The 26,733-nt window shown below is 70.9% G+C and carries 20 protein-coding genes; 10 read left to right on the top strand and 10 right to left on the bottom strand.

The genetic code is table 11. The features are described 5' to 3' along the window. Positions 1 to 90: 90 nt before the first annotated feature. Positions 91 to 2,094 carry a DNA helicase RecQ gene (recQ, locus tag IF188_RS06240; RefSeq protein ID WP_191170925.1) on the bottom strand — a complete coding sequence of 668 codons (2,004 nt, stop codon included), beginning with the start codon at positions 2,092 to 2,094 and terminating at the stop codon, positions 91 to 93. A 103-nt stretch (positions 2,095 to 2,197) separates the two neighbouring features. Continuing rightward, the gene (locus tag IF188_RS06235; RefSeq protein WP_191170924.1) at positions 2,198 to 2,734 is read right to left on the bottom strand and encodes a DUF1697 domain-containing protein; all 537 of its coding nucleotides are present in this window, start codon (positions 2,732 to 2,734) and stop codon (positions 2,198 to 2,200) included. A 106-nt stretch (positions 2,735 to 2,840) separates the two neighbouring features. Between IF188_RS06235 and IF188_RS06230 the strand changes: the two genes are divergently transcribed. After that, positions 2,841 to 3,716: an SDR family oxidoreductase gene (locus IF188_RS06230; RefSeq protein WP_191170923.1), complete on the top strand. Its 876-nt coding sequence runs from the start codon at positions 2,841 to 2,843 to the stop codon at positions 3,714 to 3,716. Positions 3,717 to 3,795: 79 nt separating this feature from the next. Here IF188_RS06230 and IF188_RS06225 read toward each other — a convergent pair whose 3' ends face one another. Together IF188_RS06225 and IF188_RS06220 are read right to left on the bottom strand one after the other, a co-directional pair. After that, the gene (locus IF188_RS06225; RefSeq protein ID WP_318152806.1) at positions 3,796 to 6,420 is read right to left on the bottom strand and encodes a DEAD/DEAH box helicase; all 2,625 of its coding nucleotides are present in this window, start codon (positions 6,418 to 6,420) and stop codon (positions 3,796 to 3,798) included. A gap of 247 nt (positions 6,421 to 6,667) precedes the next feature. Beyond that, complete coding sequence (locus tag IF188_RS06220) at positions 6,668 to 7,534, bottom strand: GDSL-type esterase/lipase family protein (RefSeq protein ID WP_191170922.1); 867 nt, start codon at positions 7,532 to 7,534, stop codon at positions 6,668 to 6,670. Positions 7,535 to 7,711: 177 nt separating this feature from the next. Between IF188_RS06220 and IF188_RS06215 the strand changes: the two genes are divergently transcribed. Continuing rightward, on the top strand, positions 7,712 to 8,026 hold the full coding sequence (locus tag IF188_RS06215; protein WP_191170921.1) for a GNAT family N-acetyltransferase: 315 nt from the start codon (positions 7,712 to 7,714) through the stop codon (positions 8,024 to 8,026). Positions 8,027 to 8,046: 20 nt separating this feature from the next. Continuing rightward, positions 8,047 to 9,039, top strand: coding sequence for a pirin family protein (locus tag IF188_RS06210; protein WP_191170920.1), 993 nt, complete (start codon positions 8,047 to 8,049; stop codon positions 9,037 to 9,039). Between the two features lie 210 nt (positions 9,040 to 9,249). Here IF188_RS06210 and IF188_RS06205 read toward each other — a convergent pair whose 3' ends face one another. Beyond that, on the bottom strand, positions 9,250 to 12,258 hold the full coding sequence (locus tag IF188_RS06205; protein ID WP_191170919.1) for a S8 family serine peptidase: 3,009 nt from the start codon (positions 12,256 to 12,258) through the stop codon (positions 9,250 to 9,252). Between the two features lie 142 nt (positions 12,259 to 12,400). Here IF188_RS06205 and IF188_RS06200 point away from each other — a divergent pair, with 142 nt between their 5' ends. The 5 genes from IF188_RS06200 (at position 12,401) to IF188_RS06180 (ending at position 17,211) form a co-directional block, all read left to right on the top strand. After that, a complete protein-coding gene (locus IF188_RS06200; RefSeq protein ID WP_191170918.1) occupies positions 12,401 to 12,952 on the top strand; it encodes an ECF transporter S component in 552 nt (183 codons plus the stop codon). A gap of 186 nt (positions 12,953 to 13,138) precedes the next feature. Beyond that, positions 13,139 to 14,878 carry an ABC transporter ATP-binding protein gene (locus IF188_RS06195; RefSeq protein ID WP_191170917.1) on the top strand — a complete coding sequence of 580 codons (1,740 nt, stop codon included), beginning with the start codon at positions 13,139 to 13,141 and terminating at the stop codon, positions 14,876 to 14,878. Then, positions 14,875 to 15,726, top strand: a complete 852-nt coding sequence (locus tag IF188_RS06190; RefSeq protein WP_191170916.1) for an energy-coupling factor transporter transmembrane component T — start codon at positions 14,875 to 14,877, stop codon at positions 15,724 to 15,726. Before IF188_RS06195 ends, IF188_RS06190 begins: the two co-directional genes overlap by 4 nt. Positions 15,727 to 15,766: 40 nt before the next feature. After that, the gene (locus IF188_RS06185) at positions 15,767 to 16,642 is read left to right on the top strand and encodes a siderophore-interacting protein (protein ID WP_191170915.1); all 876 of its coding nucleotides are present in this window, start codon (positions 15,767 to 15,769) and stop codon (positions 16,640 to 16,642) included. After that, the gene (locus IF188_RS06180) at positions 16,639 to 17,211 is read left to right on the top strand and encodes an ECF transporter S component (protein ID WP_191170914.1); all 573 of its coding nucleotides are present in this window, start codon (positions 16,639 to 16,641) and stop codon (positions 17,209 to 17,211) included. The genes IF188_RS06185 and IF188_RS06180 overlap by 4 nt, the downstream gene beginning before the upstream one ends. Positions 17,212 to 17,503: 292 nt before the next feature. Here IF188_RS06180 and IF188_RS06175 read toward each other — a convergent pair whose 3' ends face one another. Both IF188_RS06175 and IF188_RS20500 read right to left on the bottom strand, forming a co-directional pair. After that, positions 17,504 to 18,667 carry an acyl-CoA dehydrogenase family protein gene (locus IF188_RS06175; RefSeq protein ID WP_191170913.1) on the bottom strand — a complete coding sequence of 388 codons (1,164 nt, stop codon included), beginning with the start codon at positions 18,665 to 18,667 and terminating at the stop codon, positions 17,504 to 17,506. A 111-nt stretch (positions 18,668 to 18,778) separates the two neighbouring features. After that, the gene (locus IF188_RS20500) at positions 18,779 to 20,110 is read right to left on the bottom strand and encodes a M15 family metallopeptidase (RefSeq protein WP_191170912.1); all 1,332 of its coding nucleotides are present in this window, start codon (positions 20,108 to 20,110) and stop codon (positions 18,779 to 18,781) included. A gap of 120 nt (positions 20,111 to 20,230) precedes the next feature. Between IF188_RS20500 and IF188_RS06165 the strand changes: the two genes are divergently transcribed. Further along, complete coding sequence (locus IF188_RS06165) at positions 20,231 to 22,393, top strand: intein-containing Rv2578c family radical SAM protein (protein WP_191170911.1); 2,163 nt, start codon at positions 20,231 to 20,233, stop codon at positions 22,391 to 22,393. A gap of 4 nt (positions 22,394 to 22,397) precedes the next feature. Here IF188_RS06165 and IF188_RS06160 read toward each other — a convergent pair whose 3' ends face one another. Both IF188_RS06160 and IF188_RS06155 read right to left on the bottom strand, forming a co-directional pair. After that, positions 22,398 to 22,793 (bottom strand): hypothetical protein, encoded by a 396-nt coding sequence (locus tag IF188_RS06160; RefSeq protein WP_191170910.1) that lies wholly within the window; start codon positions 22,791 to 22,793, stop codon positions 22,398 to 22,400. 134 nt (positions 22,794 to 22,927) lie between these two features. Continuing rightward, on the bottom strand, positions 22,928 to 23,881 hold the full coding sequence (locus IF188_RS06155; protein WP_191170909.1) for an alpha/beta fold hydrolase: 954 nt from the start codon (positions 23,879 to 23,881) through the stop codon (positions 22,928 to 22,930). 70 nt (positions 23,882 to 23,951) lie between these two features. Here IF188_RS06155 and IF188_RS06150 point away from each other — a divergent pair, with 70 nt between their 5' ends. Further along, on the top strand, positions 23,952 to 24,611 hold the full coding sequence (locus tag IF188_RS06150) for a TetR/AcrR family transcriptional regulator (RefSeq protein WP_191170908.1): 660 nt from the start codon (positions 23,952 to 23,954) through the stop codon (positions 24,609 to 24,611). Between the two features lie 204 nt (positions 24,612 to 24,815). Here the strand turns inward: IF188_RS06150 and IF188_RS06145 are convergent, their stop codons facing one another. Beyond that, positions 24,816 to 26,606: a glycosyl hydrolase family 18 protein gene (locus IF188_RS06145; protein ID WP_191170907.1), complete on the bottom strand. Its 1,791-nt coding sequence runs from the start codon at positions 26,604 to 26,606 to the stop codon at positions 24,816 to 24,818. Positions 26,607 to 26,733 lie beyond the last annotated feature (127 nt).

Raw genomic sequence — 26,733 nt, 5'->3', positions numbered from 1 at the left:
CCACGTCCGACGGACGTCTTACGACGTTTCGTCTCGCTCCGCTCGCTCAACGACCAGGGGGTGCGCGTCACGGGCTCGACGACCGGGCGTTCACGCCGCGGCGATGACCTCCAGCACGGCGTCGCCGTAGGCCTCGCGCTTCTTGGCGCCGATGCCCGAGACGCCGTCGAGATCGGCGAGGCTCTCGGGGCGGCGTTCGGCGAGGGCACGGAGCGTGGCGTCGCCGAACACGATGTATGCCGGAACGCCGAGCTCTTTCGCGACGCCGGCGCGCCACGCGCGCAGCGCCTCGAACACTCCCGCGTTCGCCGGGTCGAGGGTCTCGGGCGCCGTCGACTTGCGCACGCGGGCGACGCCCCCGGAGCGGCCCATGACATCTCGGCGCAGCGGCACGGGGGTCTCGCCGCGCAGCACTCCGCCGGCGGGGTCGCCGAGCGCGAGCGTGCCGTACTCGCCGCGGGCCACGAGGATGCCGCGGGCCAGCAGCTGCCGGATGACGCTGCGCCAGTCCTGCTCGCTGAGGTCGGCACCCAGGCCGTACGTCGACAACTGGTCGTGTCCCTGCTGACGGATGCGGTCGGTCGACGCGCCCCGCAGGATGTCGATCAGGTGCCCGGCGCCGAACGCCTGATTCCGCTCGCGCTGCAGGCGCACGATCGTCGACAGCAGCTTCTGCGCGGGGATCAGCCCATCCCAGGTCTCGGGCGCCTCGAGGCAGGTGTCGCAGTTGCCGCACGGCTCGGATGCCTCACCGAAGTACGCGAGCAGGTTCTGCCGGCGGCATCCCACCGTCTCGCACAGCGCGAGCATCGCGTCGAGATGCTGACCCAGGCGGGTCTTGAAGGAGCGGTCGCCGGGCGACTGGTCGATGAGCCGGCGCTGCTGCACGACGTCGCCGAGGCCGTAGGCCATCCACGCGACCGACGGCTCGCCGTCGCGGCCGGCACGGCCGGTCTCTTGGTAGTACCCCTCGACCGACTTCGGCAGGTCGATGTGGGCGACGAAGCGGACGTCGGGCTTGTCGATGCCCATGCCGAACGCGATGGTCGCGACCATGACCACGCCGTCCTCGCGGAGGAACCGGGACTGGTTCGCCGCCCGCGTCTCGGCGGGAAGGCCGGCGTGGTAGGGCAGGGCGTCGACGCCCTGGGCCGAGAGGAACTCCGCGGTCTGCTCGACCGACTTGCGGCTGAGCGCGTAGACGATGCCCGCCGCGCCCGACCCCTGCGACCGGATGAACGCGACGAGCTGGCGGCGCGGGTCGGACTTGGCCTCGATGCGGTACTGGATGTTGGGCCGGTCGAAGCTCGACACGAAATGCCGGGCGTTCGGCAGGTGCAGCCGTTCGGTCATCTCGCGATGCGTCGCGGGCGTGGCGGTGGCCGTCAGCGCGAGCCGCGGCACCCCCGGAAACCGCTCGGCAAGGGCCCCGAGCGCGAGGTAGTCGGGCCGGAAGTCGTGGCCCCACTGCGAGACGCAGTGCGCCTCATCGATCGCGATGATGCTGAGCTTGCCGCGCGCGAGGAACCGCAGCGTCGTCTCGGTGTTGAGGCGCTCGGGTGCGACGTACAGCAGGTCGAGTTCGCCGGCGAGGTACGCACGCTCGACGGCCGCGCGCTCGGGCGGCGCCTGCGTCGAGTTGAGATACGCGGCACGCACGCCGTTGGCGACGAGCGCGTCGACCTGGTCGTGCATGAGGGCGATGAGGGGGCTCACCACGAGGCCCGTGCCCGGGCGCGCGAGCGCCGGCACCTGGTAGCACACGCTCTTGCCGCCGCCGGTCGGCATGAGCACGACGGCATCCCCACCGGCGATCACGTGCTCGACGATCGCGCCCTGCTCACCGCGGAAGGCGTCGTAGCCGTACACCTCGCGCAGCACGGTGCGCGGGTCGGCTCCCGTGAAGTCGCGACGCGGACCGGCGCCGGCGAACGGGTCGAACCCCGTCGCCGCTCCGGCGTCGGACCAGCCCGACTGATCGGGCGGCGGCATCCAGCCGTCCTCGGGCGGCGCCCACGAGTCGTCCGGCGGGGGCGCGAACTGGTCGGCCTCCCACGCGAGATCGGCGTACGGGTCGCCCTGCGCAGTGGTCACCCGTCCCAGGGTAGCCGCGGCGTCCGACGCGGGACCCGGCGACCGCGCACCGGTGCAGAACCCGCCGTCAGCCGGCCCGGCCCGCCTTCTGGGGAGGAGCCGGTCAGCACCACTTCGCGGCGATGGCATCTATGACGGCGCGGTTGCGGTTGGTCGCGACACCCAGCAGCTTCGCGGCATTGAGCGGATCGACCTGCCCTGCCTGATACGCCGGTCCGAGCAGTGCGTGTGCGGCACGTCCGCGCACCACCATGCCGCCCGCCTCGCTCGCGAGTCCCTCGACCTTCGCCACGGTCGCGGCCGGCAGCTCGTCCTTCAAGAGGTAGATGTAATGCCGTGCCAGGTCGGGGTGCTCGTCCGCGAGAGCCGCCGCCTCCGCCGCGATCGCCGAGACCTCGGCGGTCGTGAACACGATCGTCGGCACGTCGAACCCGCGGTCCTTCGCGAAGGCGTCCTCGAGTTGCTTCTCGATCTTCGCCCGCGAGCGCATCGGCGTCGTGAACCGCACGTTGCCGGTGTTGATGTGGGTCTCGACGTCGGTGAACCCGGCCGCCTCGACGACCCGCTTGATGTCGTCCTTCGCGAACTTGCGGTTCGCCCCGAGGTTGATCGCGCGCAGGAAGGCCACATAGGTCGGCATACGGCCATCATCCGCTATGGTCGTGCTCATGCAATGCCGATGACTTCGTCCTCACCGAAACGAAGAAGGTGGATGCCGCACGCCGGCGTCCCTGAAAGGCATACGCATGTACCCCCACCCTTCCCTGCCGCTGCGCGGCAAGACCGCCCTCGTCACCGGCGTCTCCCGCCGGCGGGGCATCGGCTTCGCCGTCGCGTCGGAGTACGCCCGGCTCGGCGCCGACGTCTTCCTCCACCACTACGCGCCCCACGACGCCGACCAGCCATGGGGAACCGACGACCTCGACGCGGTCCGCGACGAGCTGCTCGCGCAGCTCACCCCAGATGCGCAGTTCGGCGACCTCGCGGCGGACCTGCGGGACGCGGCATCCATTCCTCCCCTCATCGACGCCGCACGGGCCCTGACCGGGCGCCTCGACATCCTGGTGTGCAACCAGGCGCTGTCGGGCGATGACGGGTCGATCCTCGACATGACGGCCGAGCGGCTCGATGCCCACTGGCAGACCAACGCGCGCTCGACGCTGCTGCTGACGCAGGCGTTCGCGGCGCTGCACGCGGACGCCTCCGCCCCCGCTCGGCAGCCGGGCGAGCGCATCGGCCGCACCGGACCGTTCGCCGAGCCCACGGGTCGCGTGTTCTGGATGACCTCGGGGCAGATCCACGGGCCGATGCGCGGGCTCGTCTCGTACGTCGCGAGCAAGGCCGCGCTCGCGGGCGCGACGCCGACTGTGGCCGCCGAACTGCTCGACCTCGGGATCATCCTGAACACGATCGACCCCGGCCCGGTGAACACCGGGTACCTCGACCCCGAGACCACGGACCGGCCGCTGGAAGAGCTCGAAGAGTGGATGCGGGCCACCCCGTTCGGCCGGTACGGCGAACCTGCCGACCCGGCCCGGCTCATCGCCTGGCTGTCGACGGATGCCGGCGCCTGGGTGGTCGGCCAGGTGCTGTCGACCGACGGCGGCATGCGGCTGGCCTGAGATGCCGACGGCCGGCGCCGACCGTGAGCTCGGGGCGTTTCGTCTCGCTCGTTCCTCGCTCGCTCAACGACCGGTGGCGCTACAGCCGCACGACCTCGGTCACCCGCAGGACGGCGGTGCCGGCCTCTTCGGACGCCTCGAGATCGATCACGCCGCGGATGCGCCAGTCGTGATCGCCGGCCGGGTCGTCGATCGTCTGCTCGACCCGCCAGACGCCTTCGCTCGCGGCATCCGATTCGTCCACTGTCACGAGCCGCGGCGAGCGCGCCGCACCGCCGGTCAGGATCTCGTCGTGGTCGTCGAAGTACGCGTCGAGCGCGGCGGGCCAGTCGACGTCGGGATCGAGCTCGACGAGTTCGTCGTCGCGCTGCAGGGCAGCGAGCTGCACCCGGCGGAACAGCTCGTTGCGCACCAGCACGCCGAACGCGCGGCGGTTGGTCAGCACCGACGGCGGCGCGGGCGGCACGACCGGGGCCGACGGGTCGTCGACCGGGTTGACCAGCGCCTCCCATTCGTCGACGAGGCTGGAGTCGACCTGCCGCACGACCTCGCCCAGCCACTCCACGAGGTCGACGACCTCCGAGGTCTGCGCCTCGGCGGGCACGGTCTGACGGATCGCGCGGTACGCGTCCGACAGGTACCGCAGCACGAGGCCCTCGCTGCGGGCGAGCTGGTACAGCGAGATCAGCTCTGAGAACGACAGCGCCCGCTCGAACATGTCGCGCACGACCGACTTCGGCGACAGCTCGAAGTCGCGGATCCACGGCTGGCTCGACGCGAACACCTCGTAGGCCTGGCTCAGCAGCTCGTCGAGCGGCTTCGGGTAGGTCACCTGCTCCAGCAGCGCCATGCGCTCGTCGTACTCGATGCCGTCGGCCTTCATCGTCGCGACCGCCTCGCCGCGCGCCTTGTACTCCTGCTGCGACAGGATCGGCCGCGGGTCGTCGAGCGTCGACTCGATGACGCTCACGACGTCGAGCGCGTAGTGCCCGGTGCCCACCGCGCCGGCGGCGTCATCGGGGTCCAGCAGCTCGATGGCCGCGAGCGCGAACGGCGACAGCGGCTGGTTGAGCGCGAAGTTCGGCTGCAGATCGACGGTGAGGTGGATGCCGGGGCCCGAGGCATCCCTCACCTCCGAGCCGCGAGACCGCGCGATAGCACCATCCGCCCCCGGACGAGCGTGCTGTTGTGCGGTCTCGCCGGCGGAACGGTCGATCTCGACCACCTCGGCGGCGACCAGCGTGCGGAAGATGGCGATCGCGCGGCGTGCGAGCTCGTAGCGCCGCGCGCGGGGCTCGTGGTTGTCGAACACGAGGCTGCGCACGTTCCCGAACACGTCGCCGCCGCGCGCGATGACGTTGATGAGCATCGCGGCGGTGAGCTGCAGCTGCGGCACGAGCGGTTCGGGCTCGGCCTCGACGAGGCGCTCGAACGAGCCGAGACCCCAGTTGACGACCCCCGTGGGCGCCTTCTTGCGCACGATCTTCTTGCGCTTGGCGGGGTCGTCGCCCGCCTTGCGCAGCGCGGCCTCGTTCTCGATCTCCCACTCAGGCGCCATCACGACGACGGTGCCCGAGGTGTCGTAGCCGGCGCGGCCGGCGCGGCCCGAGATCTGGTGGAACTCACGGGCCGACAGCTGCCGCATCTTCGTGCCGTCGAACTTCGACAGCGCGGTGATCATGACCGTGCGGATCGGCACGTTGATGCCGACGCCCAGCGTGTCGGTGCCGCAGATGACCCGCAGCAGCCCGCGCTGCGCGAGCGTCTCGACCAGGCGCCGGTACCGGGGCAGCATGCCGGCGTGGTGCACGCCGATGCCCGCGCGCACGTACCGCGAGAGCGTGCGCCCGAACGCGGTGGTGAACCGGAAGCCGCCGATCGCCTCGGCGATGGCGTCGCGCTGCTCGCGGCTGACGACCTTGATGCTCGACAGCGCCTGCGCGCGCTCCATCGCCGCCGCCTGCGAGAAGTGCACGATGTACACCGGCGCCTCACCGGTCGACAGCAGCTCCTCGACCGTCTCGTGCACCGGCGTGCGCGCATACGAGAAGTGCAGCGGCACCGGACGCTCGACGCCCGTCACGCGCGACACGGTGCGGCCGGTGCGGCGCTCGAGGTCCTCGGCGATCGTCGTGATGTCGCCGAGGGTGGCCGACATCAGCACGAACTGCGCACGCGGAAGCAGCAGCAGCGGCACCTGCCACGCCCAGCCGCGCTCCGGGTCGCCGTAGTAGTGGAACTCGTCCATCACGACCTGGTCGACGGCCGCGTCGGCACCCTGGCGCAGCGCCAGGTTCGCGAGGATCTCGGCCGTGCAGCACACGATCGGCGCGTCGGGGTTCACCGACGAGTCGCCGGTGACCATGCCCACGTTCGCGGCGCCGAAGATGTCGACCAGCGCGAAGAACTTCTCGCTCACGAGCGCCTTGATCGGCGCCGTGTAGTAGGTGCGCCCGCCCGCAGCGACCGCGGCGGCGTGCGCTGCGACCGCCACGAGCGACTTGCCGGTGCCGGTGGGCGTCGACAGGATCACGTGCGACCCCGACACGATCTCGATGACCGCCTCGTCCTGTGCCGGGTAGAGCGAGAACCCCTGCTCCCCCGCCCACTCCACGAACGCGTCGTACAGCACGTCGGCGTCGGGCGCGCCGCCGGGCGCACCGGAAGCCTCGGCCGCAGCCGCGATGGTGTCGAGAAGGCTCACCGCTCGAGTCTGCCAGGTTGCGGCATCCACCCCTCCCTAGGGGGCCGAAGGCCCGTCCACCGCGCTCCGAATACCGGACTTTCGCGCTGTTTCCGGACCCGCGGGGGCAGATCCTCCGGAAACAGCGCGATTCTCCGATATTCGGATCGGCAGAAGTGCGAGCGGCACGCGCGCCTGTGGAGAGTGGATGCCTCGGGCAGAGGCATCCACTCTCCACACGGCCGCGCGAATCGGCGCGAGTATCAGCTCAGCGCCCGAGAACCCCCAGGATGACCTGGCTGTACGTCGTGTACCCGGCGTAGGTCGGGTGCAGGTAGCCGGCCGGGTCGTTCGCCGCGTCGGTGCCGAACCACGGATCGCCCGACACGCCCGGCATGAGCTGCACGCCGTGGTCGGCGAAGGCGCCGACGACGTCTGCGTACTGTGCCGGTGCGCCGTGCGCAGCCGCGAGCTGCACCGCCCCCTGAACCGCGGCGTTGAGCGCGTCGGCTGCGTCGTTCACGCCGTCGGCGACACTCGCGAGAATGAGGCACTGTTCGAGCGGTGCAACCTGCCCGCACGACCCGAGATCCACCGGCTCGAGCAGGTGCGGGTACCCGGTGATGACGACTGCGGCGTTGGGTGCGCGCTGCGCGGTCGCCCCGATCAGCGTCGCAAGCGGCTGCACGAGGTCGGGCGCGGCAGCCGTCGCTCCCTGGATCGCCGATACGCACGCACCGAAGCTGCCGCCGCCGAGTGCCGCCGCGCACGCCGCGTACACCTGGTCGAGACCGAGGTCGTTCGCACCGACGGTGAGCGTCACGACGGTCGTGCCGCGATTGAGCTGCGACAGCTGCCCCTGCACATCGGCGACGGTCGCGCCGGTGCACCCGGCATTGCGCAGCAGGTTGAACTTGGGCGCGAGATCGAGTTGCGCGGCGTAGCCTCCGGTGGTGCGCGCGCACATGTCGAGCGGCGCTCCGCCGCCCTGCCCCGCCGCGATGGAGTCGCCCAGCGCCACGTACTTCGCGACCGGCGGCGAAGACGCGGCCGCGGCGGGACCGGCCGCACCGGCCGCCAGCATCCCCATCCCCAACGCCAGTGCCGCGAGCGCGGCGAGAACACGTCGTTTCATGATTCCCCCTCGAATCCGTGAACAGAACGGCACGATTCGCCCCAAGAACCGGCCCGCGGTCCCACGCCGCAGACGCTGCTGACGATAGACCCGTGGATGCCTTCACGCCAGGGGTGCCCGCAGGTGGCGGAATCGACGGGCCCGACCGTACGTTGGAGCAGACGTCGAAGGGATGCCATGACTGACACCGATGACCAGACCACCGTCCGCCGCAACGACGACGCCGGCCGCTACGAGGTGTGGGTCGGCGACGTGCTCGCCGGGTTCACCGAATTCACTCCGGACTCCCGCGGCCGCCAGCGCTTTCCGCACACCGAGGTCGACCCCGCGTTCCGAGGCCGCGGCCTCGCGCAGCTCGTCGTCGCCGAGGCGATGGCCGACGAGGCCCGCCGCGGCGAGACCGTCGTGCCGCTGTGCCCCGTCGTCGTGAAGTACCTGCAGCAGACCGAGGTTCCCGGGCTCGACGTGCATTGGCCGTCCCGCGTGGCCTGAAGCGCGGTAGCGTTCCGCACATGACCCGCCTCGGAGCCTCCGACACCGTCGACCTCGAGACCGCCGTCGACTGCGACGGTCCGCGCGCACTGCTGCTCGAAGCCCGCGAGGTTCCGCTCGGCGGGGTGCGGGCCATGTCGGTGCACCGGTCGCTGCCGCAGCGCGAGCTGCCGCTGGTCGGCGCGTGGTGCTTCCTCGACCGGTTCGGCCCGCAGACGACGCGCATGCGGGTCGAGCCGCACCCGCACATCGGCCTGCAGACGGTGACCTGGCCCTACCTCGGCGAGGTGCGGCACCGCGACACCCTCGGCAGCGACGTCGTGGTGCGCCGCGGCGCCCTCAACCTGATGACGAGCGGCGCCGGCATCGCCCACTCCGAGTACTCCGTCGGCGAGGACGCGACACCGCTGGACGCCCTGCAGCTGTGGGTCGCGCTGCCCGAGTCCCGCCGCCACGGCGCCCCGGCGTTCGAGCAGCACGCGGTGCTGCCTGCCGTGGCCCTGGACGCGGCGGCCGGTGAACCCGGCTCCGCGACCGTCGTGCTCGGCGAGCTGGCGGGCGTCGCATCACCGGCGACCGTGTACACGCCCATCGTCGGCGCAGAACTCGTCGTCCCCGCGGGCTCGACCGTGCGCGTGCCGCTGAACCCCGCGTGGGAGCACGCGCTGGTCGCGGTGCACGGCGAGGTCGCCGTTCCCGCTCTCGCGGCCGGCGAGTCGTCGATCGAACTCGACACCGCGCACCTGCTGTACCTCGGACTGCACCGCGCCTCGGTCGAACTGACCAGCGCCGAGGGCGCGACCCTGTTCCTCATGGGCGGCGAACCCTTCGAGGACGACATCGTGATGTGGTGGAACTTCGTCGGCCGCACCCACGAAGAGATCGTCGAGGCCCGAGAGGCGTGGGAGTCCGACAGCCCGCGGTTCGGACACGTCGTCGATCACGGCGACGAGCGGATCCCCGCGCCGCCGCTGCCGGCCGTGCGTCTCACGCGGCGCCGCCGGCGTCTGTGACGAGTGGATGCCGGGCGCCCGGCATCCACCCCACCCCGCCCGCCCGCCCGCCACGTCCCGCCCGCCACGGCCAGCGAGTTCACTTGCGCTGTTTGTACGCCGATCGCCGGAAAGGCGTACAAACAGCGCAAGTGAACCGATTCAACGGTCCAGCGACGCGAAGAGGCGCCCGGGCCGGAGCCCGGGCGCCTCTTCTGTGCTGGAACTGACTTACGGAACGTCGACCGAGACGACGGTGCGGACATCGGAGTTGCCGTAGCGGACGACGCCGAGGTAGCTGCCGGACTCGAGACCCGACCACGACAGCTCGTAGCTCGTCTTGACGGACTGCTGAGCCCCGAGCGTGTCAGGCGACGCGGTGAGCGCACCCAGACCGCCGTCAGGGGTGACCGAGGTGACGGTGGTGTTCCACGTGAACGGCTGCGTGTACGCGTACACGTCCGATCGCACTTCGTACCAGCCGGCCTCGGGCTCGACGAGCTGCACGGCCTCATCGGCCGAACCGGTCGCGGACTGCCACACCGCGGTGCGCTGACCGCCCTCGCTCTTGACCTTGTAGACGGTCAGGTCGAGGTCGGTGCCCGCCTCGTCGTTGTCCGAGTTGATCGCGAACCGCACGACGTCGGTGCCCGCGGGCACCTGGACGAACTTGACCGTGGTGCCGTCGGTCTCGGCACCGGTGGTCTCGTTGCCGTCGACGATCACGTCGGCCTTCGCAAGGCCCAGCGTGCTCAGCGGAAGGTCACCGGTGAAGCCCGGAGTGACCTCGACGGTCACGCTGCCGTCGGCGCCCGTGCCGGCGACCGACTCGGGAGCGTCGACGGCGACCGGCTTGACCGCGATGGGCGAGCGCACCGAGTTGGTGGCGCTCTTCCAGGTGAGCGATCCCGTCGTCCACTCGCCGATCGCGGCGTCGGTCGTCGTGAACGTCACGGTGAACTTCTGCGTGGCGCCCGCGGCGATCGTGAACGTCGACGGCGTGACGACGGCATCCACACCCGGCACATCGATCTGCGCCGTGTAGGTGCCGGCCTCGGTGGCCGTCACCGTGCGGGTGATCGTCTGGGTGCCGGCGAGCGCGCCGATGCCGATCGAGGCGATGTTCAGGTCGCTCGGATCGATCGGAGCGATGTTGAACACCTCTTCGTCCAGCGCGCCGTTGATGTACGCGGCCCAGTCACGGATGCCGTTCTGGTAGAGCAGGCCGGCGTTGAAGTACCGCGTCGGGTCGACGTGGCCGGCGCCCTGCGTGAACGGGTCGGTGACGGGGTTGCCCGCGTCGTCGACCAGGTCGTATGCCGTCGTCATGAGAGCGGACTTGATCTCGGACGGAGCGGCCTTCGGGTGCACGCCGAGGTACAGCGCGCCGAGACCCGCGACGTGCGGCGACGACATCGACGTGCCCGACATGATGCCGAAAGTCGGCTTCTCCTTCGGGCCGTTGTCGGTGGCCGCGAGGATCGCGACGCCGGGGGCCGAGACGTCCGGCTTGATGACGTCGCTGCCGTCCGCGAGGATCGGTCCGCGGCTGGAGAAGCCCGCGATCTGCGGCGTCGGGGTCTCGACACCGGTCACGTTCGCACCCACGAGGGTCACGGTCGGGTTCGCGGTGCCCTGCACGTAGTCCAGCAGCGCAGCACGGTACGTGTTCTGCAGGTGGACGGTCGGCACCGAGTGGAAGTCGTTGTCGAGCGAACCCGGCGTGACGTTCACGAGCACCATGCCGGTTCCACCGGCCTCGGCGACAGCCTGCGACTTCTCGACGCGGGCGTTGGAGCCGCGGTCGCAGACCACGATCTTTCCAGCGGCCTGCGCGGGGTCGATCGTGCCGAGGAAGCACAGGGCGGCCTCAGCGGGGTCGGCGCCGGCGAGCGGGATGTCACCCGCGTACACGACCGGACCGGTGATCGACTGGCCGAACGGCACCGACACCGAAGCGCCGGCCGCCTGCTGGCCGTCCCACTGGACCGTGCCCTCCCACGTGGGGACGGTGGACGCCGCGACGGTCGTGTACCACGGCGAGGCGTGGTCCGCCGTCGAGGCGTCGGGGCCGTCGTTGCCCGCGCTCACCGAGACGAAGACGCCCGCCGCGGCTGCGCCGAGGAACGCGTAGTCGTCCCAGCTGAACACCGACGTGGCCGCGCCGCCGCCGATCGAGTAGTTGATGACGTCGACGCCGTCCTCGACGGCCTGGTTGATCGCCGAGAGCAGGTCGCTGCCGGCGCAGATGTCGTCGGTGGTGACGAGGTCGTCGGGACCGTCGTAGCAGGCCTTGTAGGCCGCGACCTTGGCCGCCGGGGCGACACCCGAGATCTTGCCGAAGTCGATGCCCTCGACCGTCGTGCCGACGCCGAAGTTGCCGGCCGCCGTGCTCGCGGTGTGCGAGCCGTGCCCGGCCTTGTCGCGCGGCGACAGGAAGTCGTAGCTGAAGTCGAAGCCCGCGGCAGCGGCGCCCGCCGAGAAGTACTGACCGCCGATCAGCTTCGTGTTGTACGCGCGCTTGTCCCAGCTCTGCGCGATCGTGATCTTGCTGGTGAACTGGCCGCCGTCCGCTTTGTCGAAGACGATCGTGTCGCCGTTGACGGTGTAGGGGACGCCCTGTCCGGCCTTCTTCTTGAGCGGGTCGCCCGCGAAGGAGGGGTTCTCGGGGGCGATGCCGGTGTCGACCACGCCGACGACGATGCCCTTGCCGGCGTTGGCCACGCCGCCCATGGCATCCCACACGCCGCCCGCGCCGGTGTCGACCGAGCCGAGGCCCAGGAACTCCGTGGAGGGTGTCGCGGTCGGGTGATAGATCTCATCGGGGAACACGCCGAGCACGGCCTTGTCGCCGGCGAGCTTGTTCGCCTGCGCGGCGGTGAGCTCTGCCGAGAAGCCGTTGGTGACGACCCCGTAGTTGGCGTCGGCGGTGACGCCCGCGTCGGCGGCGACCTTGTCCTGCTGCTTCTTGAGGTGCGCGAGGTAGGCCTTGGAGTTCGCCGACTGCGCGTCGAGCTGCTTGCCCGTGTCGGGCTTGGTGCGCTGGATGCCGTTCGTGCCGCCTTCGTAGGTGGCCAGCGACGACTCCTTCAGCAGGACGATGTAGTGGCCGTCCGTCGCGTCGGTGAGAACCGGGGTGTTCACCTCCTCGGGTGCCGCGCCGAAACTGGCTGATGCTGTACCCGTGAACAGGGCGGCGAGTGTGACGACCGCAGCTGCTCTCAGGGAGGTTCGACCCATTAGTGGCCCTCCGATTTGTCATGCTGGAAGTGGCTGCGCCACATCGTTGGGGCGCAGCTCGCTCAAACGTAACTCCCAGGCGAATCTCAGTAAATGAGAAGCGCGTGAGAAACGCAATGGCCCGGGCCAGTACGCTGGGCAGGTGGCCCCCCGAACCCGACTTTCGACGAGCGTTCTGCTCACCTGCGCGGCGATCGGTGTCGCGACGGGTGCTCTGCAGGCGATCGCCGGAGCCGTCAGCGGACCGGTCACCGTCGTCGCCCCGATCGTCTACGGACTCGTGCTCGGCGTCCACGTGCTGCCGGGCGTCGTCGCCCAGGAGCTGCTGCGACGCCCGTGGGTGGCGCTCATCACGCATCTCGTCGCCGCCCTCGTCGCGAGCGCTGTGGTGCCGCTCTGGATCGGCCGGTACATCGGCACCGCGATCCTCATCGGCGGGCTGCAGGAGCTCATCGCCGCGACCTCGCGGTACCGCAAGTGGGACGCGTGGCGGTTCTTCCTGTCCGCGGTCATCGTCGGCGCGATCATCGCGGCCGCGATCTGGTTCGCCGCCGACGTCACGAAGTTCCCGGTGTGGGGGCAGATCGTCTACGTCGCTCTCTTCGTGGTCGGCCCCGTCGCATGGACGGCGGTCGGCCTCGCGATCGGTCGTGCGCTGCGCCGCGCCGGCATCGCCCGCCGCAGCCGCGGCTGACACCCCGCACCCTCGCGCGTCCAGCGCGCTCGGCCGCCGGCATCCACTGAATCGGTTCACTTGCGCTGTTCGTACGCGATTCGCGTCGATTCGTGTACAAACAGCGCAAGTGAATCGGCTCGTCGGGAACGGGGCCGGCAAGGTAGGTTAGGAAAGCCTTAGTTTGCTTCGTCGATCGGATGCCGCGTGCCTGCTGCCGAACCGCTGCTGCGGGTGCGCGCGCTCGGTGTCATCCACGACGGCGAGTCCGTCCCGGCGCCGGCCGACGTGTCGTTCGACATCGCGCCGGGCGAGGTCGTGCTGCTGCTCGGTCCGAGCGGGTCGGGCAAATCGACCCTCACATTGACGCTCAACGGACTGCTGCCGCAGTCGGTCCCGGCGACCGTGACCGGATCGGTGCACGTCGACGGATTCGACACCCGGACGACGCCGGTCGCCGAGCTGAGCACGCGGGTCGGGATGGTCTTCCAGGATCCTGACGCGCAGCTGGTGACCGGAACGCTGCTGGACGAGGTGGCCTTCGGCCCCGAGAATCTGCGGATGCCGGTGGCCGAGGTGCTGGAGCGCGCCGAGGCCGCGCTGCGCCGCGTGGGACTGTGGGAGCGCCGTGCCGAGAACCCCGACCGGCTGTCGGGCGGCGGCCGGCAGCGGCTCGCGATCGCGTGCGCCCTCGCGATGGGATCGCCGCTGCTCGTGCTCGACGAGCCGACCGCCAACCTCGACCCCGCGGGGATCGAGGACGTCTACGCCGCCCTGGCCGAGCTCGTCGCCGCCGGCGACCGCGCGATCCTGCTCGTCGAGCACAACCTCGACGCCGCCGTCGGCTTCGTCGATCGCGTCATCGTCCTCGACCAGGGCGGCCTGCTCGCGTTCGACGGCACCGTCGATCACGTGCTGCGCGACCACGCAGCGGAACTGCACGCCATGGGCGTGTGGCTGCCGGTCTCGGCGATCGCCGCGCTGCGCCTGCGTCGCGCCGGGTTCGCCCTCGATCCGCTGCCGTTGACGCCCGACGAGCTGCACGAGGCCTTGGACGCGGCGTCCGGGCCGTCGATCGCGCCCGCCGCGACGGCATCCCAGGGGGCCGGGCACGACGAGCCCGCCGCATCCCCCCCGCTCATCACCGTCCGCGGCCTCACGCTGCGACGCGGGCGCAGCGAGGTCCTGCACGGCATCGACCTCGACGTGCCGCGCGGGGCTTTCGTCGCCGTGGTCGGCGCGAACGGCGCGGGCAAGACGTCGCTGATCCAGGCGCTCGCGGGCGTCGTCGCCCCACCCAAGGGCACGGTGCACGTCGACGGGCTCGACGTCGGCCGCGCCGATGCGCGCACGCTGAGCTCGCGCATCGGGTTCGTGTTCCAGAACCCCGAGCACCAGTTCATCGCGCACACCGTGTACGACGAGATCGCGCACGGGCTGCGGCTGCAGCACCTGCCCGATGACCAGGTCCGCGCGCGCACCGAAGCCCTGCTGGACCGCTTCGGGCTGACCGCCAAGGCCGACAGCCACCCCTTCCTGCTGTCGGGCGGGCAGAAGCGCCGTCTCTCGGTCGGCACCGCGCTGGTCGCGGGCGCACCGGTGCTGGTGCTCGACGAGCCGACGTTCGGGCAGGACCGCGCCCGCGCCGACGAGCTGCTGTCGCTGCTGTCGGAGCTCAACGCCGAGGGCACGACGATCGTCGTCGTCACGCACGACATGCAGCTGGTCACCGACCACGCCGACCGCACGGTCGTGCTGGCGGACGGCCGCATCCTCGCCGAGGGACCGACGGCCGAGGTGTTCGCCGACGACGAGCTCATCCGGCGCGCCGGCCTGCGCCCACCGCCGCTGCGGCGCGCGCTGCGCGGGCTGGCGCGGCATCCCGGACTCTCGCAGATCACGCGCCTCGCCGACCTTCCCGGGCGCGTGAGCGGAGGTGCGGCATGACCGACGCCGGACCCATCACCGCCGCCACGGCCGTGCGCAGCCCGGTCGACCCGTACGCGGGACGGGTGGCCGCATCCCCCGTCCGCTTTCTGTACGGACTGAATCCGCTGGCCAAGCTCGCGGGCCCGCTTCCGGCGATCGTGCTGCTGGTGTTCGTGAGGGATGCCGCCACCCCGGCCGCGTTCCTGCTGCTGGCGTACCTCGTGCTGCTGGTGGGCGTGAACTTCACGCGGCGCCTCGCTGCGGTGCTGCTGCTGGCCGTGCCGCTCAGCACGCTCGTGATCGGCTTCGGATTCGCGCTGTGGACCGACGCGTCGCGCGTGGACCAGTCGGTCGTGGTGTGGCAGATCGGCGGCTGGACGATGTACGGCGGTGCGCTCGCGGCCGGGTTCGCGACCGGCCTGCGGCTGGCGTCGATCGTCGCGCTGACGCTGATCGCCGGACTGTCGACCACCGGGCCCGACCTCGTGCGGGCGAGCGTGCAGCAGCTGCGCGTGCCGTACCGCATCGGGTACACGGCGCTGGCGGCGTTCCGCTTCGTGCCGCGGTTCGGGCACGAGCTCGACGTCATCCGGCAGGCGCACCGGGTGCGCGGCGCGCACGGCGGACGCGGCCCGTTCGCGGCGCTCGCCCGGTGGTTCGGGTACATCGTGCCGCTGCTGGCAGGGGCGATCCGTCACGCCGAGCGCGTCGCGCTGGCGATGGACGCCCGCGCGTTCGGCGCGCACCCCGACCGCACCGAACGCCACCTCGTGCCGTGGCGCGTGCGCGACACCGTGTTCGTGCTGACCTTCTGGGCGGTCTCGGCCGCACTGTTCGCCGCGCTCTTCCCGTGGGGGCTCGCGTGACGCGCGCCCACCCGAACCCCGACCGAAACGGAGCATCCTGATGGCCCCGGCCCCTCGCCTCGTCAAGCCCGAGACCGCCGGTCTCGTGCATCTCACCGTGCTGCGCACGCAGCAGCTGTCGCCGCACTGGATCCGCGTCACGCTCGGCGGCGGCGAGATCGACCGGTTCCGGCCGATGGGCTACGACCAGTGGTTCCGCATCTTCCTGCCGCTCGGCGGCGATGCGGGTCTGGAGCGCATCCCCGCCAAGGCGAACAAGCTGTTCGGCTACCTCAAGTACCTGCGCATCCCCGACGGCATGCGGCCCGTCATGCGCAACTACACCGTCCGCGAGTTCCGCTCCGCGACGGCGACGGCGGGCGCCGAGCTCGACGTGGACTTCGTGGTGCACGGCTCGGCCCACGACGGCACGGCGGGTCCCGCGTCGCGCTGGGCGCAGTCGTGCCGGGCAGGCGAGAGCGTCGTCGTGATCGACGAGGGCCTGTCGTTCAACCCGGCGCGCGGCACCGACCGTGTCGTACTGGTGTCGGACGAGACCGGCCTGCCGGCGGTCGCGGGCATCTGCGCGTCGCTGCCGTCCGATGCCTCCGGCCTTGCGATCGTCGAGGTGCCCTCGGCCGACGACGCGCTGGAGTTCCCCCACCCGGCGGGTGTCACCGTGCGCTTCATCGTGCGAGAGGGCGACGTCAAGCCGGGCACGCTCGCCCTGGAGGCGCTGCAGCAGGCCGCGCTGCCGGCATCCCCCTTCCACGCCTACGTCGTCGGCGAGCAGGCACTCGCGACCGACGGGCGCCGCCACCTCGTCGGCGAGCGCGGAGTGCCGAAGGACCAGGTGAGCTTCATCGGCTACTGGCGGGTCGGCGCCGCATCGCCCGCGCCCAAGTCGCAGCGCGCCGCCGTCGAGGCCCACTCGTGAGCCGCGCGACGACCGCGTACCTGCTCACGTGCGCGGCCATCGGCGTCGCCGGCGGCATCATGCTGTGGGGTGCGACCGCACTGTCGAGCGTGCTGTTCGCCGTCGTGCCGTTCGTGTCGGTGGCACTCGCGGGCCTGTGGCTGATGCCCGCGGTGATCGCGCTGCGCCTCATCGAACGCCCGCTGGCGGGCCTTCTGGTCGGGCTCATCTCTGGACTCGTGGTGTTCCCGTACCTCGCCACCAACCTGTGGTGGGCGTTCTTCGCCGAGCTGCCGTTCCTGATCGCCCTGTACCGCAGCTGGCGGACGTGGCAGTACTACGCCGGCGCCGCGTTCGTGGGCGTGCTGTACCCGATCCTCGCGGCGGTGTCGTTCGACCTCGCGTCGATGACCGTCGGAGCGCAGATCGGCTTCTACGCTCTGTCGGTCGCCAGCTGCGTCGGCGGCACGGCGCTCGGCATCCTCATCGCCGACCGGCTGCGCAAGGCCGGCGTCGCGAAGCTCGCGCGTCGCCGCGGTCTCGCCGGTCGCGGCCTCGGTCGCGGCAGCGGCCCCGCCGGCCAGCACTGACCCGCCAACCTCTTCTGCTCCGCGGTCGCCTTCTGCGTCTGGCCCGTTCGTCCGCGCGCAGTTTGTGACTGCGGAGCAGATCTCTCTCTCTTAGGCTCCGCAGTCACAAAACGCGAATGAGCGCGCTGCGGGGAGGCGGTTTGTGACTGCGGAGCCACGGGCCCGCCGGCGGCACTGATGAGAACAGTGGATGCCGCCACCCGGGGCCTCAGTGAAGGCCCGGGTGGCGGCATCCCCCCTTCGACAGGCTCAGGAACCGACAGGCTCAGGGACCGACGGGCTCAGCCCGACGTCAGCGCTTGCCGACGATCTGGCGCGACACGATGTCGCGCATGATCTCGTTGGTGCCGCCGTAGATGCGGTGCACGCGGGCGTCGAGGTAGGCGCGGGCGATCGGGTACTCGGTGATGTAGCCGTAGCCGCCGTGCAGCTGCACGCCGATGTCGAGCACCTCGGCCTCGCGGTCGGTCGACCAGAACTTGACCTTCGCGGCCTCTTCGGCCGTCAGCTTCTGGTCCTTGTAGAGCATCATGGCGCGGTCGTTGTAGACCCAGGTGACGTCGACGGTCGTGGCCATGTCGGCGAGGTTGAACCGCGTGTTCTGGAAGTCGGCGATCCGCTCGCCGAAAGCCTCACGGCTGAGCACGTAGTCGCGCGTCCAGTGGAACGCGGCCTCGCAGGCGGCAGCGGCGGCGACGCCGATCGACAGGCGCTCCAGCGGCAGGTTCATCATGAGCTGGATGAAGCCGAGGCCCTCCTTGCCGCCGATGAGGTTGGCGTCCGGCACGAACACGTCCGTGAACGAGAGCTCGGCGGTGTCCCAGCCGTGGAAGCCCATCTTCTCGAGCTTCTTGCCGTGGTCGAAGCCCGCCATGCCGTTCTCGAGGATCAACAGGCTGAACGCGTCGGGGCGGTTGCCCTCGCCGGTCTTCACGAACGTCACGACGATGTCGGCGGTCTTGCCCGACGAGATGAACGTCTTGGCGCCGTTGACGATGTAGCCGCCGTCGACCTTCTTGGCGGTCGTCTTGATGCCGCGCAGGTCCGAGCCCGCGCCCGGCTCGGTCATCGCGAGGGCGCCGAGGATCTCGCCGGTCGCCATCCCGGGGAGCCACTTCTCCTTCTGCTCCTGCGTGCCCATGTGCACGATGTACGGCACGGCGAGGTCGTCCTGGATGCCGAGCGCACCGGCGAGCGAGCCGAGGCCGGCGCCGATGGTCTCTTCGAGCACGATCGCGCGGAAGCGGTAGTCCTGCAGCATGCCGGCGCCGCCGAACTCCTCGGGCACGCTCAGGCCGATGATGCCGGCCTCGCCCGCAGCGAGCATGGTCGCACGGTCGATCTCGCCGTCGGCATCCCACTGCTTGCGCTTCTCTTCGGTGCCGTAGCGCTTGATGAACTCCTTGACCACGTCGCGGAACGCCTCGTGGTCCTCGTCGTAGATGTCGCGCTCCATGTGCGCCTTCCTCTCGTCAGTGCTCTTCGCTGAGGCGGAGAGATTGAATCCCAAGAGGAATGGTACTCAGTTTCACTGAGCGTGTGGATGCTGCCGACTCCGGTGGAACGGTCAGCCCAGGTAGTCCGGCGCGGCCTCGAGTCCGAAGAACTCCTCCAGCGAGGTCCACCCGCCGTCGTGGTAGGCCTTGGCGAGTTCGGGACCGACGTAGCGCAGGTGCCACGGCTCCGGCGTGTAGCCGGTGACCGGCGTCGCGCCTTCGACGTAGCGCACGATCCAGCCGTGCTCCCACGCGTGCGCGGCGACCCACTGCCCCTGCGGCGTGGCGGCGAGTCCGTCCAGGCTCGTGCAGCCGCCCGCACACGCCACGACGTCGGCGCTGAGGCCGAGCTGGTGCTCGCTGTACCCGGCGCGCGCGCTGACCTGGTCGGCCCGCTCGCCGCGTTCGGCGAAGTGCCGCCCGTACGTCTGCTGCTGCGTCTGGTACGAGCGGAACCCGCTCTCCAGCGCGAGCTCGCCGGCACCGGCGTCGCGCGCCGCGGTCACGAGCGCAGACAGCGCGGCCGCGGCATCCGCCCGCAGCGCGCCCCCCTCGATGTTCCGCACGCCGTCGGGCAGCACCAGGCTGTTCGGCCGGTAGTCGATCGGATTGGCGGGGCGATGCTTGTCGAGCACGGTCCAGATGCGCGACGAGTCCGACAGGTCGACGCACGGCGCGCGACCCTCGACGACGGCCGCCCGGAACGCCTCGCCCCCGCCCGCCGCGACCACGACGCCCTCGTCGTCACCGGTCTGAAGCGCGCTCGCGAAGGTCGACAGCGTGCACAGATCAGCGGCGGGCGGCGACTGCTCGACATCCGGCACGGGCAGCTGCTCGACGGCGGGCGGTGCGGCGCTCAGAGCCGCCGCGGCGTCGGATTGCTCGCCCGGCGGCGCCATGATCGCGGTCACCGCGGCGGATGATCCGAGCAGCAGCGCCGCCCCGGTCGCGAGGCCCGCGACCAGCGCGATGCGTCGCGTCATCCGGCGCGGTCGCACGTGCCGCGCCGGCGTCGCCGCCTCGGCGACGAGATCGCCGAGCACCGGCGGTGCGGAGCCGCCTGCCTCGGGGGCGAACGGGACGGCGGGTGCGGCTTCGACCGCCGCGGCGCCGTTCGAAGGGGCGATGGATGCCGTCACGCCGCTGCCGACCGTCGACGCCGGTCCGACGGTCAGCACCGGCGCGGTGTCGACGGTGAACAGCGGCACGGTGTCGGTCGATGAAGGGACCAGGGGCTCGGCGGTCGACCGATCCGCGTCGAGCGAGGCCCGCCGGATGGCGTCGTCGCCGACCGGATGCGCGGTCGCCCGGGCACGACGCTCCGCCTCTTCGCGCATCGCTCGGGCGGCGCGACGAGTCTCGGGGGCGGCTCGGGGGGTGGCGAGCCCGCCAGGCTCCGTCACGTCTGCCATTCTGGCCGCGACGACCTGATTTGGCCAGGCGGATAAGGCCTTTGCGCGCAGTGTTCTAGCGTCGCGGCATTGCACCTTGACTTAAGTTCGAAGCTTTGTTCTGATGAATGCATGCGTTGGCAGGGGCAGGAGCTGGGTGTGGCGGATGCCGCCGCGCTGCCCGGCATGGAACAGCTCAATGGACTGGTGCGGTCGGTGACGACACCCGAGTTCGCCGGCGTGACGTTCCATGAGGTGCTCTGCAAGTCCGCCCTCAACCATGTGCCGAGCGCGTCCGCGATGCCGTTCGACTGGACCGTGAACCCGTATCGGGGCTGCAGCCATGCATGTGTCTACTGTGTGCATCCTGACACGCTCGTGTTGATGGCGGACGGTCGGAGCAAGCGGATCGCCGATGTGCAGGCGGGCGACGAGGTCGTCGGAACTCGTCGCGAAGGCTCCTACCGACGCTACGTCCGCTCGACAGTGACCGCCCAGTGGGGCACGCGCAAACGGGCGTATCGCGTGACTCTGGCAGACGGGACCCAGCTCGTCGCGAGCGGCGATCATCGTTTTCTGACGGAGCGCGGTTGGAAGTACGTGCGTCCCGCCGACTCTGGTCAGCGCCCATACCTCACGACGAAGAACAAGCTCCTGGGTTTCGGAACGGGCGGCTTCGATGTGGTGCCGGTCCAGACGGAGGAGTACCGCCGCGGCTACCTCACTGGGGTGATCCGCGGCGATGCATCGATGCTCAAGCGTGAGTATCCACGTTCGAACGGGAACGGAAGCTACGTCGCATACCGATTCCGGCTCGCGCTGGCAGATTCCGAGGCGTTGGAGCGGTCGCAGGACTTCCTTGAGCGCTCTGGCGTGGCGACGAATCAGCGTCGATTCGCTGTAGCCACGGCCCGACGGCGGGAGATGAATGCCATCTTCACCTCCCGCGGTGCCGACTTCGAGGCGATAACGGCGCTCATCGATTGGCCTGCCACGCAGTCTCCCGAATGGTCGCGAGGGTTCCTGGCCGGCATCTTCGATGCTGAGGGAAGCTGCAGCCGCGGCATACTCCGCATCACCAACGGGAACGAGCAGATGCTCGCGGCGACCATGACGGCGCTCGCGGCTCACCGGTTCAAATGCGTACGCGAACCGATGCGTCCCAACGGCGTCAGCAGTATCCGCCTGCTCGGCGGGATGCCCGCCCGCCGACGATTCTTCGATCTCGTGCAGCCGGCAATCACTCGCAAGCTGAACCTGATCGGCGATGCAGTCAAGTCGGATGCGCCGTTGCGGGTGGTGTCGATCGAAGACCTTGGCGAGACGATCGACATGGTCGACATCACCACCTCGACGGGCGACTTCATCGCCAACGGCGTCGTCAGCCACAACTGCTTCGCGCGGGGGACGCACGAGTACCTCGAGCTCGACGCGGGGCGCGACTTCGACACCCAGGTCGTCGTCAAGGTCAACGTCGCAGAGGTGCTGCAGAAAGAGCTGCGGCGCGGCAGCTGGCAGCACGAGCCGGTCATGCTCGGCACCAACACCGACCCCTATCAGCGCGCCGAGGGGCGCTACAAGCTCATGCCGGGCATCGTGTCGGCGCTCACCGACTCGGGCACGCCGTTCTCGATCCTCACCAAGGGCACCCTGCTGCGGCGCGACCTGCCGCTGCTGACGCAGGCCGCCGGCGAGGTGCAGGTCTCACTCGCGATGTCGATCGCGGTGTTCGACGACGAGCTGCAGCACCTCATCGAGCCAGGCACGCCCACTGCGACCGCCCGGCTGGAGTCGGTGCGCGCGGCGACCGAGGCCGGCTTCCGGGTCACGGTGTTCCTGATGCCGATCATCCCGCACCTCACCGACTCGATCGCGGCGATCGACCACGCCCTCAGCCGCATCAAGGCCGCCGGCGCGGTACGCGTCGTGTACGGAGCCCTCCATCTGCGCCCGGGGGCGAAGCAGTGGTTCCTGCAGTGGCTGGGCGAGCAGCATCCCGAACTGGTCTCTTCGTACCGCGGCCTCTACCCCGGCGCGACGGCGACGGCGCCGAAGGCCTACCGGTCGTGGCTGGCGAAGCGGGTGCGTCCGCTGCTGCGCGTGCACGGTCTCGACGGGCGCGCCGAGGACGACAGCCCGCGCGGCGAGCCGGTCGCGGGCCTCGCGTCGCGGGCGGACGCCCGTGCGGCGCAGACGATCATCACGACCTCGCGCGGCCGCGCGGCGGCGGGTCTTCGTGCGCCGGCCCGGGCCGCCGGAAGCGCGGCGGACGAGGCATCCATCCGGCTCTTCTGAGGCGTCATTCGCCGGCGTCGCGCTGCCGGCGCGCCTCGGCCGACCGCGCCCACACCTGCCGCTGGTGCCGCGACGCCCTGCGGACGACGTACGTGCGGCGGGTGGGCCGACTGCCGTCGCGCCTGGGGAGCTCACCGCGGGCGGCGCGAACGAGGTAGCCGGCGCTGTCGAGCGCGAGCTTTCCCCCACCCAGGATGCCCAGGCACGCACCGATGAGCGCCAGCCAGAACGGCGTCGGCTTCGCGATCCCGACCGTCTCGAAGATGCCGGTGCCGGCCCGCAGCTCCTGCACGAGCAACGTCACGCAGAGCACGATCAGCCCGAGCCCGAAGACCACCATCACCACCGACGCGATCACGCCGCCGGTGGTGAGCACCTCTCTGGGTCGCAGCCTTCGCACCGTCCGATTCTGCCGCAGGCCGCGACGAGCACCCACGCCCCCGACCCTCAAGTGGCGCACAATGCGGCATCCCGAGGCACGAAGCAACCCTTGGCGCCACCCGAACCACGGAGGACGGGCGGCCCACACGTGCGTCAGGGCACCAGAACCTCGCTCGGCGCGGGCGCGGGCGTGGGTGCGGGCAACGCGGACTCGGGCGTGGGCGCGGGGGTGCGCGCCACGTCCGACGCGTCCGCCGTCACGAAGTCCACCACGGCATCGAGCACGACGTCTGCGGCGAGGATGCGATTGTGCCCGAAGCCCGCCGTCGGCAGCAGCGCCGCACCCGGGTTCGCCGACGCGATGCGCAGGGCTTCGCCGAACGGCACGAGGCGGTCGCCCTCGTCGTGTGCGATGAGCAGCGGCATGTCGGGCGGCAGTGGGCGCCGCACGGCCGACAGCCACGCGAACGGGTCGGGATCCCCGGCGAAGTACCGCGCCGCGAAGCGCTCGCGCAGCCGAGCGCTGACGGCGTCGGAGTGACCGAGCATCAGCTGGAACTCGCGCAGCACCTCGTCCGCGTCGGCCAGGGCCGAGATCGTGACCACGCGTGCGGCATCCACCCCTCCTGCGACACCGACGAGCGTCGCCAGTCCGCCGAACGAGTGGCCGATGATCGCGTCGAACGCGCCATGCCGCGTCTGCAGCTCGGCGAAGATGTCGAGCCAGTCCGCCAGATAAGAGTGACGCCCGGGCGATCCGCCGTGCGCCGGGGCGTCGAACGCGACGACGCGGTAGCCCTCGGCGACGAGTTCACGCACGAGTGCCGAGAACTGGCTGGCGCGGCCGATCCATCCGTGCGCCAGCACCACGGTGCGCGGGCCGCGCCCCCACTCGTAGACGACGACGTCAGCGCCGCGTCTGTCGATGCCGGGAATGCCGATGGTGCGGCGCCGTGCGAGCGACATCGTGGGGGAATCGTCGGCCGTCACCGGGCGAGGCCGGGCGACATGGCCGAAGAACGGCATCGCGGCCGCAGCGCCCAACCGGGGCGAGATCGCGCCGGCCGTTCGGACGACCGCGGACGAGAGGCTGAGTGCGGGATTCATGATGCTCCGATCCGAAGAATACGAACGATCGTACTTATGAATACGAACGATCGTACGGTAACCTCGGAACGTGACACAAGCCCCGATCGATCGACGTCGTGCCCGCGGCGACGAGTCGCGACGCGCCGTGCTCACCCACGCGATCGACACCGCGACCGTGGAGGGTCTCGACGGCCTCACGATCGGGCGACTAGCCGACGCATCCGGCCACAGCAAGAGCGGCATCGCGACGCTCTTCGGCTCGAAAGAGCAGCTGCAGCTCGCCGCGGTCGCCGCAGCGCGCGAGGTGTTCATCGACACCGTGACGACGCCGGCGCGCGCCCGTACGCCGCGAGGGCTGGTGCGCGTGTGCGCTCTGCTCACCGACTGGCTGACCTACTCGCGGGAGCGGGTGTTCCGCGGCGGCTGCTTCTTCGCCGCTGCCTCCGTCGAGTTCGCCGCCAAGCCTGGCACCGTGCGCGACGCCGTCGTCGCCGCCGACCAGGAGTGGGAGGACTACCTCACAGCCAGCCTCGAGCACGCGATGGCCGCCGGCGAGCTGCCTCTCCTCGATGACGCCCGACAGCTGACGTTCGAGATGGTCTCGCTGCTCGAGTCCGCCAACACGCGCTCTCTGCTGTACGAGAGCGTGGAACCGTACGAGCGCGCCGCAGTCGCGCTCCGGTCACGACTGGTCGCCCTCGGCGGCGATCCCGCGCTCGTCGCGACGATCGGGTCGCCGACCGCCTGACGCCTCGCCGAGTGGATGCCGGGCGTCCGGGATCGCGCGCCTTCGAGGCCCCGCGCGGCGTGAAGTGGACGCGCAGGGGCGTCGGGAGCATCCACTCGCCTCCGTTCGTGCGCGCACAGCACAGGAAGTCCTGCCGGACAGGACGCGCCACGGCAGCACGCGAAGGCGGGCGCCCCCGCAGGAGCGCCCGCCGATGCCGAGTGCTCAGCGCTTCCAGGGGCTGTGCTTGCCGCCGGGGACGTCGTTGCGGCTCCACCACTGCGCCGTGTAGGTCACGCCGCCGTAGACCACCTGGTCGCCCTTGTCGTAGATGCGGTCGGCGTACCAGGACTGCACCGTCGCCGGGTCGACGCCGCACGCGGTGAGCGTCGACCACGGGCCCTTCGCGGACGCCCCGGGCACATCGCCCTTCGCGTACCACTGCGCCTCGAACACGCGGCCGTCGAGGAACACGAGTTCGCCGCCACGGTAGGTGGTGCGGGCGTTCCAGGGCGTTGACGCGGCACCGGACGTCGCCGCGCAGTCGAGCTTCGCGGGACCGGCGACCGGTCCGGCCGCGGCTGCGCGCAGCACGGCGGCCGAGGCGGCCGGAAGGTCGCCCGCGACGTCGTTGCCGACCTCCCAGAAGTCGACGCCGCCGAGCCCCTTGGAGAGCGCCCACGCGGCCTTCTCGGCGACCGCGGTCTCGTCGTCGAACGACCAGAACTGGCGGTTCGCGGCGTCGTAGCCCCAGGTCGCGTCGAAGCGCCCGTCGGCGGTGTACTCGTGGTGGATCTCGAGGTCACGAGCCTTGAGCTGGTCCCATGTGATCTGCGTCAGTCCAGAGCCGGAGGCGGTCCACGGCTCCGGCTCGGCGTCCGACCAGCCCTGGCCGTATGCGGCGAGGCCGAGGTTCAGCTGCGACGGGTCGACGCCGGCGTTCACGTACGAGGCGACGACGGTGTCGAGCCCGAGGCCCCAGTTGTGGGCCGGGTCGCCGTACACGTTGCCCTGGTGGCCGGTCTGCGGCGTCCACGAGCCCCACAGGTCGTAGCCCTGCAGGTTCGCGAAGTCGAGGTACTCGAACAGCTCGGGGTCGTTCCAGCCCCCTGCGGCGATCTGGGTCGGACCCGCCGGCAGGAACGCCGAGATCTCGTAGTCGCGTCCCGTCTCGCTCTCGACGGCGTCCAGCTGCGCGCGCAGCTCTTTCACGAACGCGAGGAAGTTCGCCTTGTCATTGACGGGGTCGACGGTGTTGCCGACCTCTTGCGCCCATTCCGGCGCACCCGGCCACTCCCAGTCGAGGTCGAAGCCGTCGAAGACGCCGGCGGCCGCGCCCGCCCCGCCGCGGCCGCCGATCACCGGCAGGTTGCCGCGGATGTACAGGTCGATGCACGAGCTCGCGAGCGCGGAGCGGCTCTCGGCCGTGGCGACGGCCTTCGAGAACGACTTCGACCACGACCAGCCGCCGAGCGACACGCTGACCTTGAGGTCGGGGTACAGGCGCTTCAGCTGGGCGAGCTGGTTGAAGTTGCCGGCGAGCCTCTGCTTGGCCGAGTCGGCGATGCCGAGCACGGACTGCTCGGCGGTGAACGCGTGCACGAAGTCGCTGTCGGCGTCGCCGGCGGTGTCGGTCTGGCCGGCGCCGGGGGCAGGGGTGTCCGAGATGAAGCACGTGTACGGCTGCACGCCGTCGAGGCCGTTCGCGCCCGCGGCGCGGGCAGCGTCGAGCGCGGCCTGATCTCCGGCGATGTTGCCGAACGAGTAGTTGAGGTGGGTGAGGTTCGCGGCGGCACCGCCGTCGACGAGCACCCGCTTGACCGTGGCCTGCGCCTCGCCGGTGGCTCGCCACTGCCCGTAGTACCCGACGTTGCGGTAGCCGTTGATCGCAGTGGTCGGCGTCGCGTCCTCGGGCGCCGCGAGCGCCGGCGGGGCGGCGAGCAGGCCGAGCGCGAGAGCGCCCGTGACGGCTCCGGTGAGGGCGGCGGCGAGCGCCGGCTTTCGGTGTCTGGACACGCAGAACTCCTTCGTCGTGGGTGTGCGGCATCCATCGCGCTAATTAGGTAAGCATCCTAACAAATGCCATGCCACAATTCTGGCACTGAAGGCCCGTCGACCGGAAGAGCGAAGAGTGGATGCCGGC

The organism is Microbacterium helvum (assembly GCF_014779795.1).
Lineage (GTDB): Bacteria > Actinomycetota > Actinomycetes > Actinomycetales > Microbacteriaceae > Microbacterium > Microbacterium helvum.
Note: the sequence above shows the minus strand (reverse complement) of the source record. Positions and strands in the feature narration are given on the sequence as shown.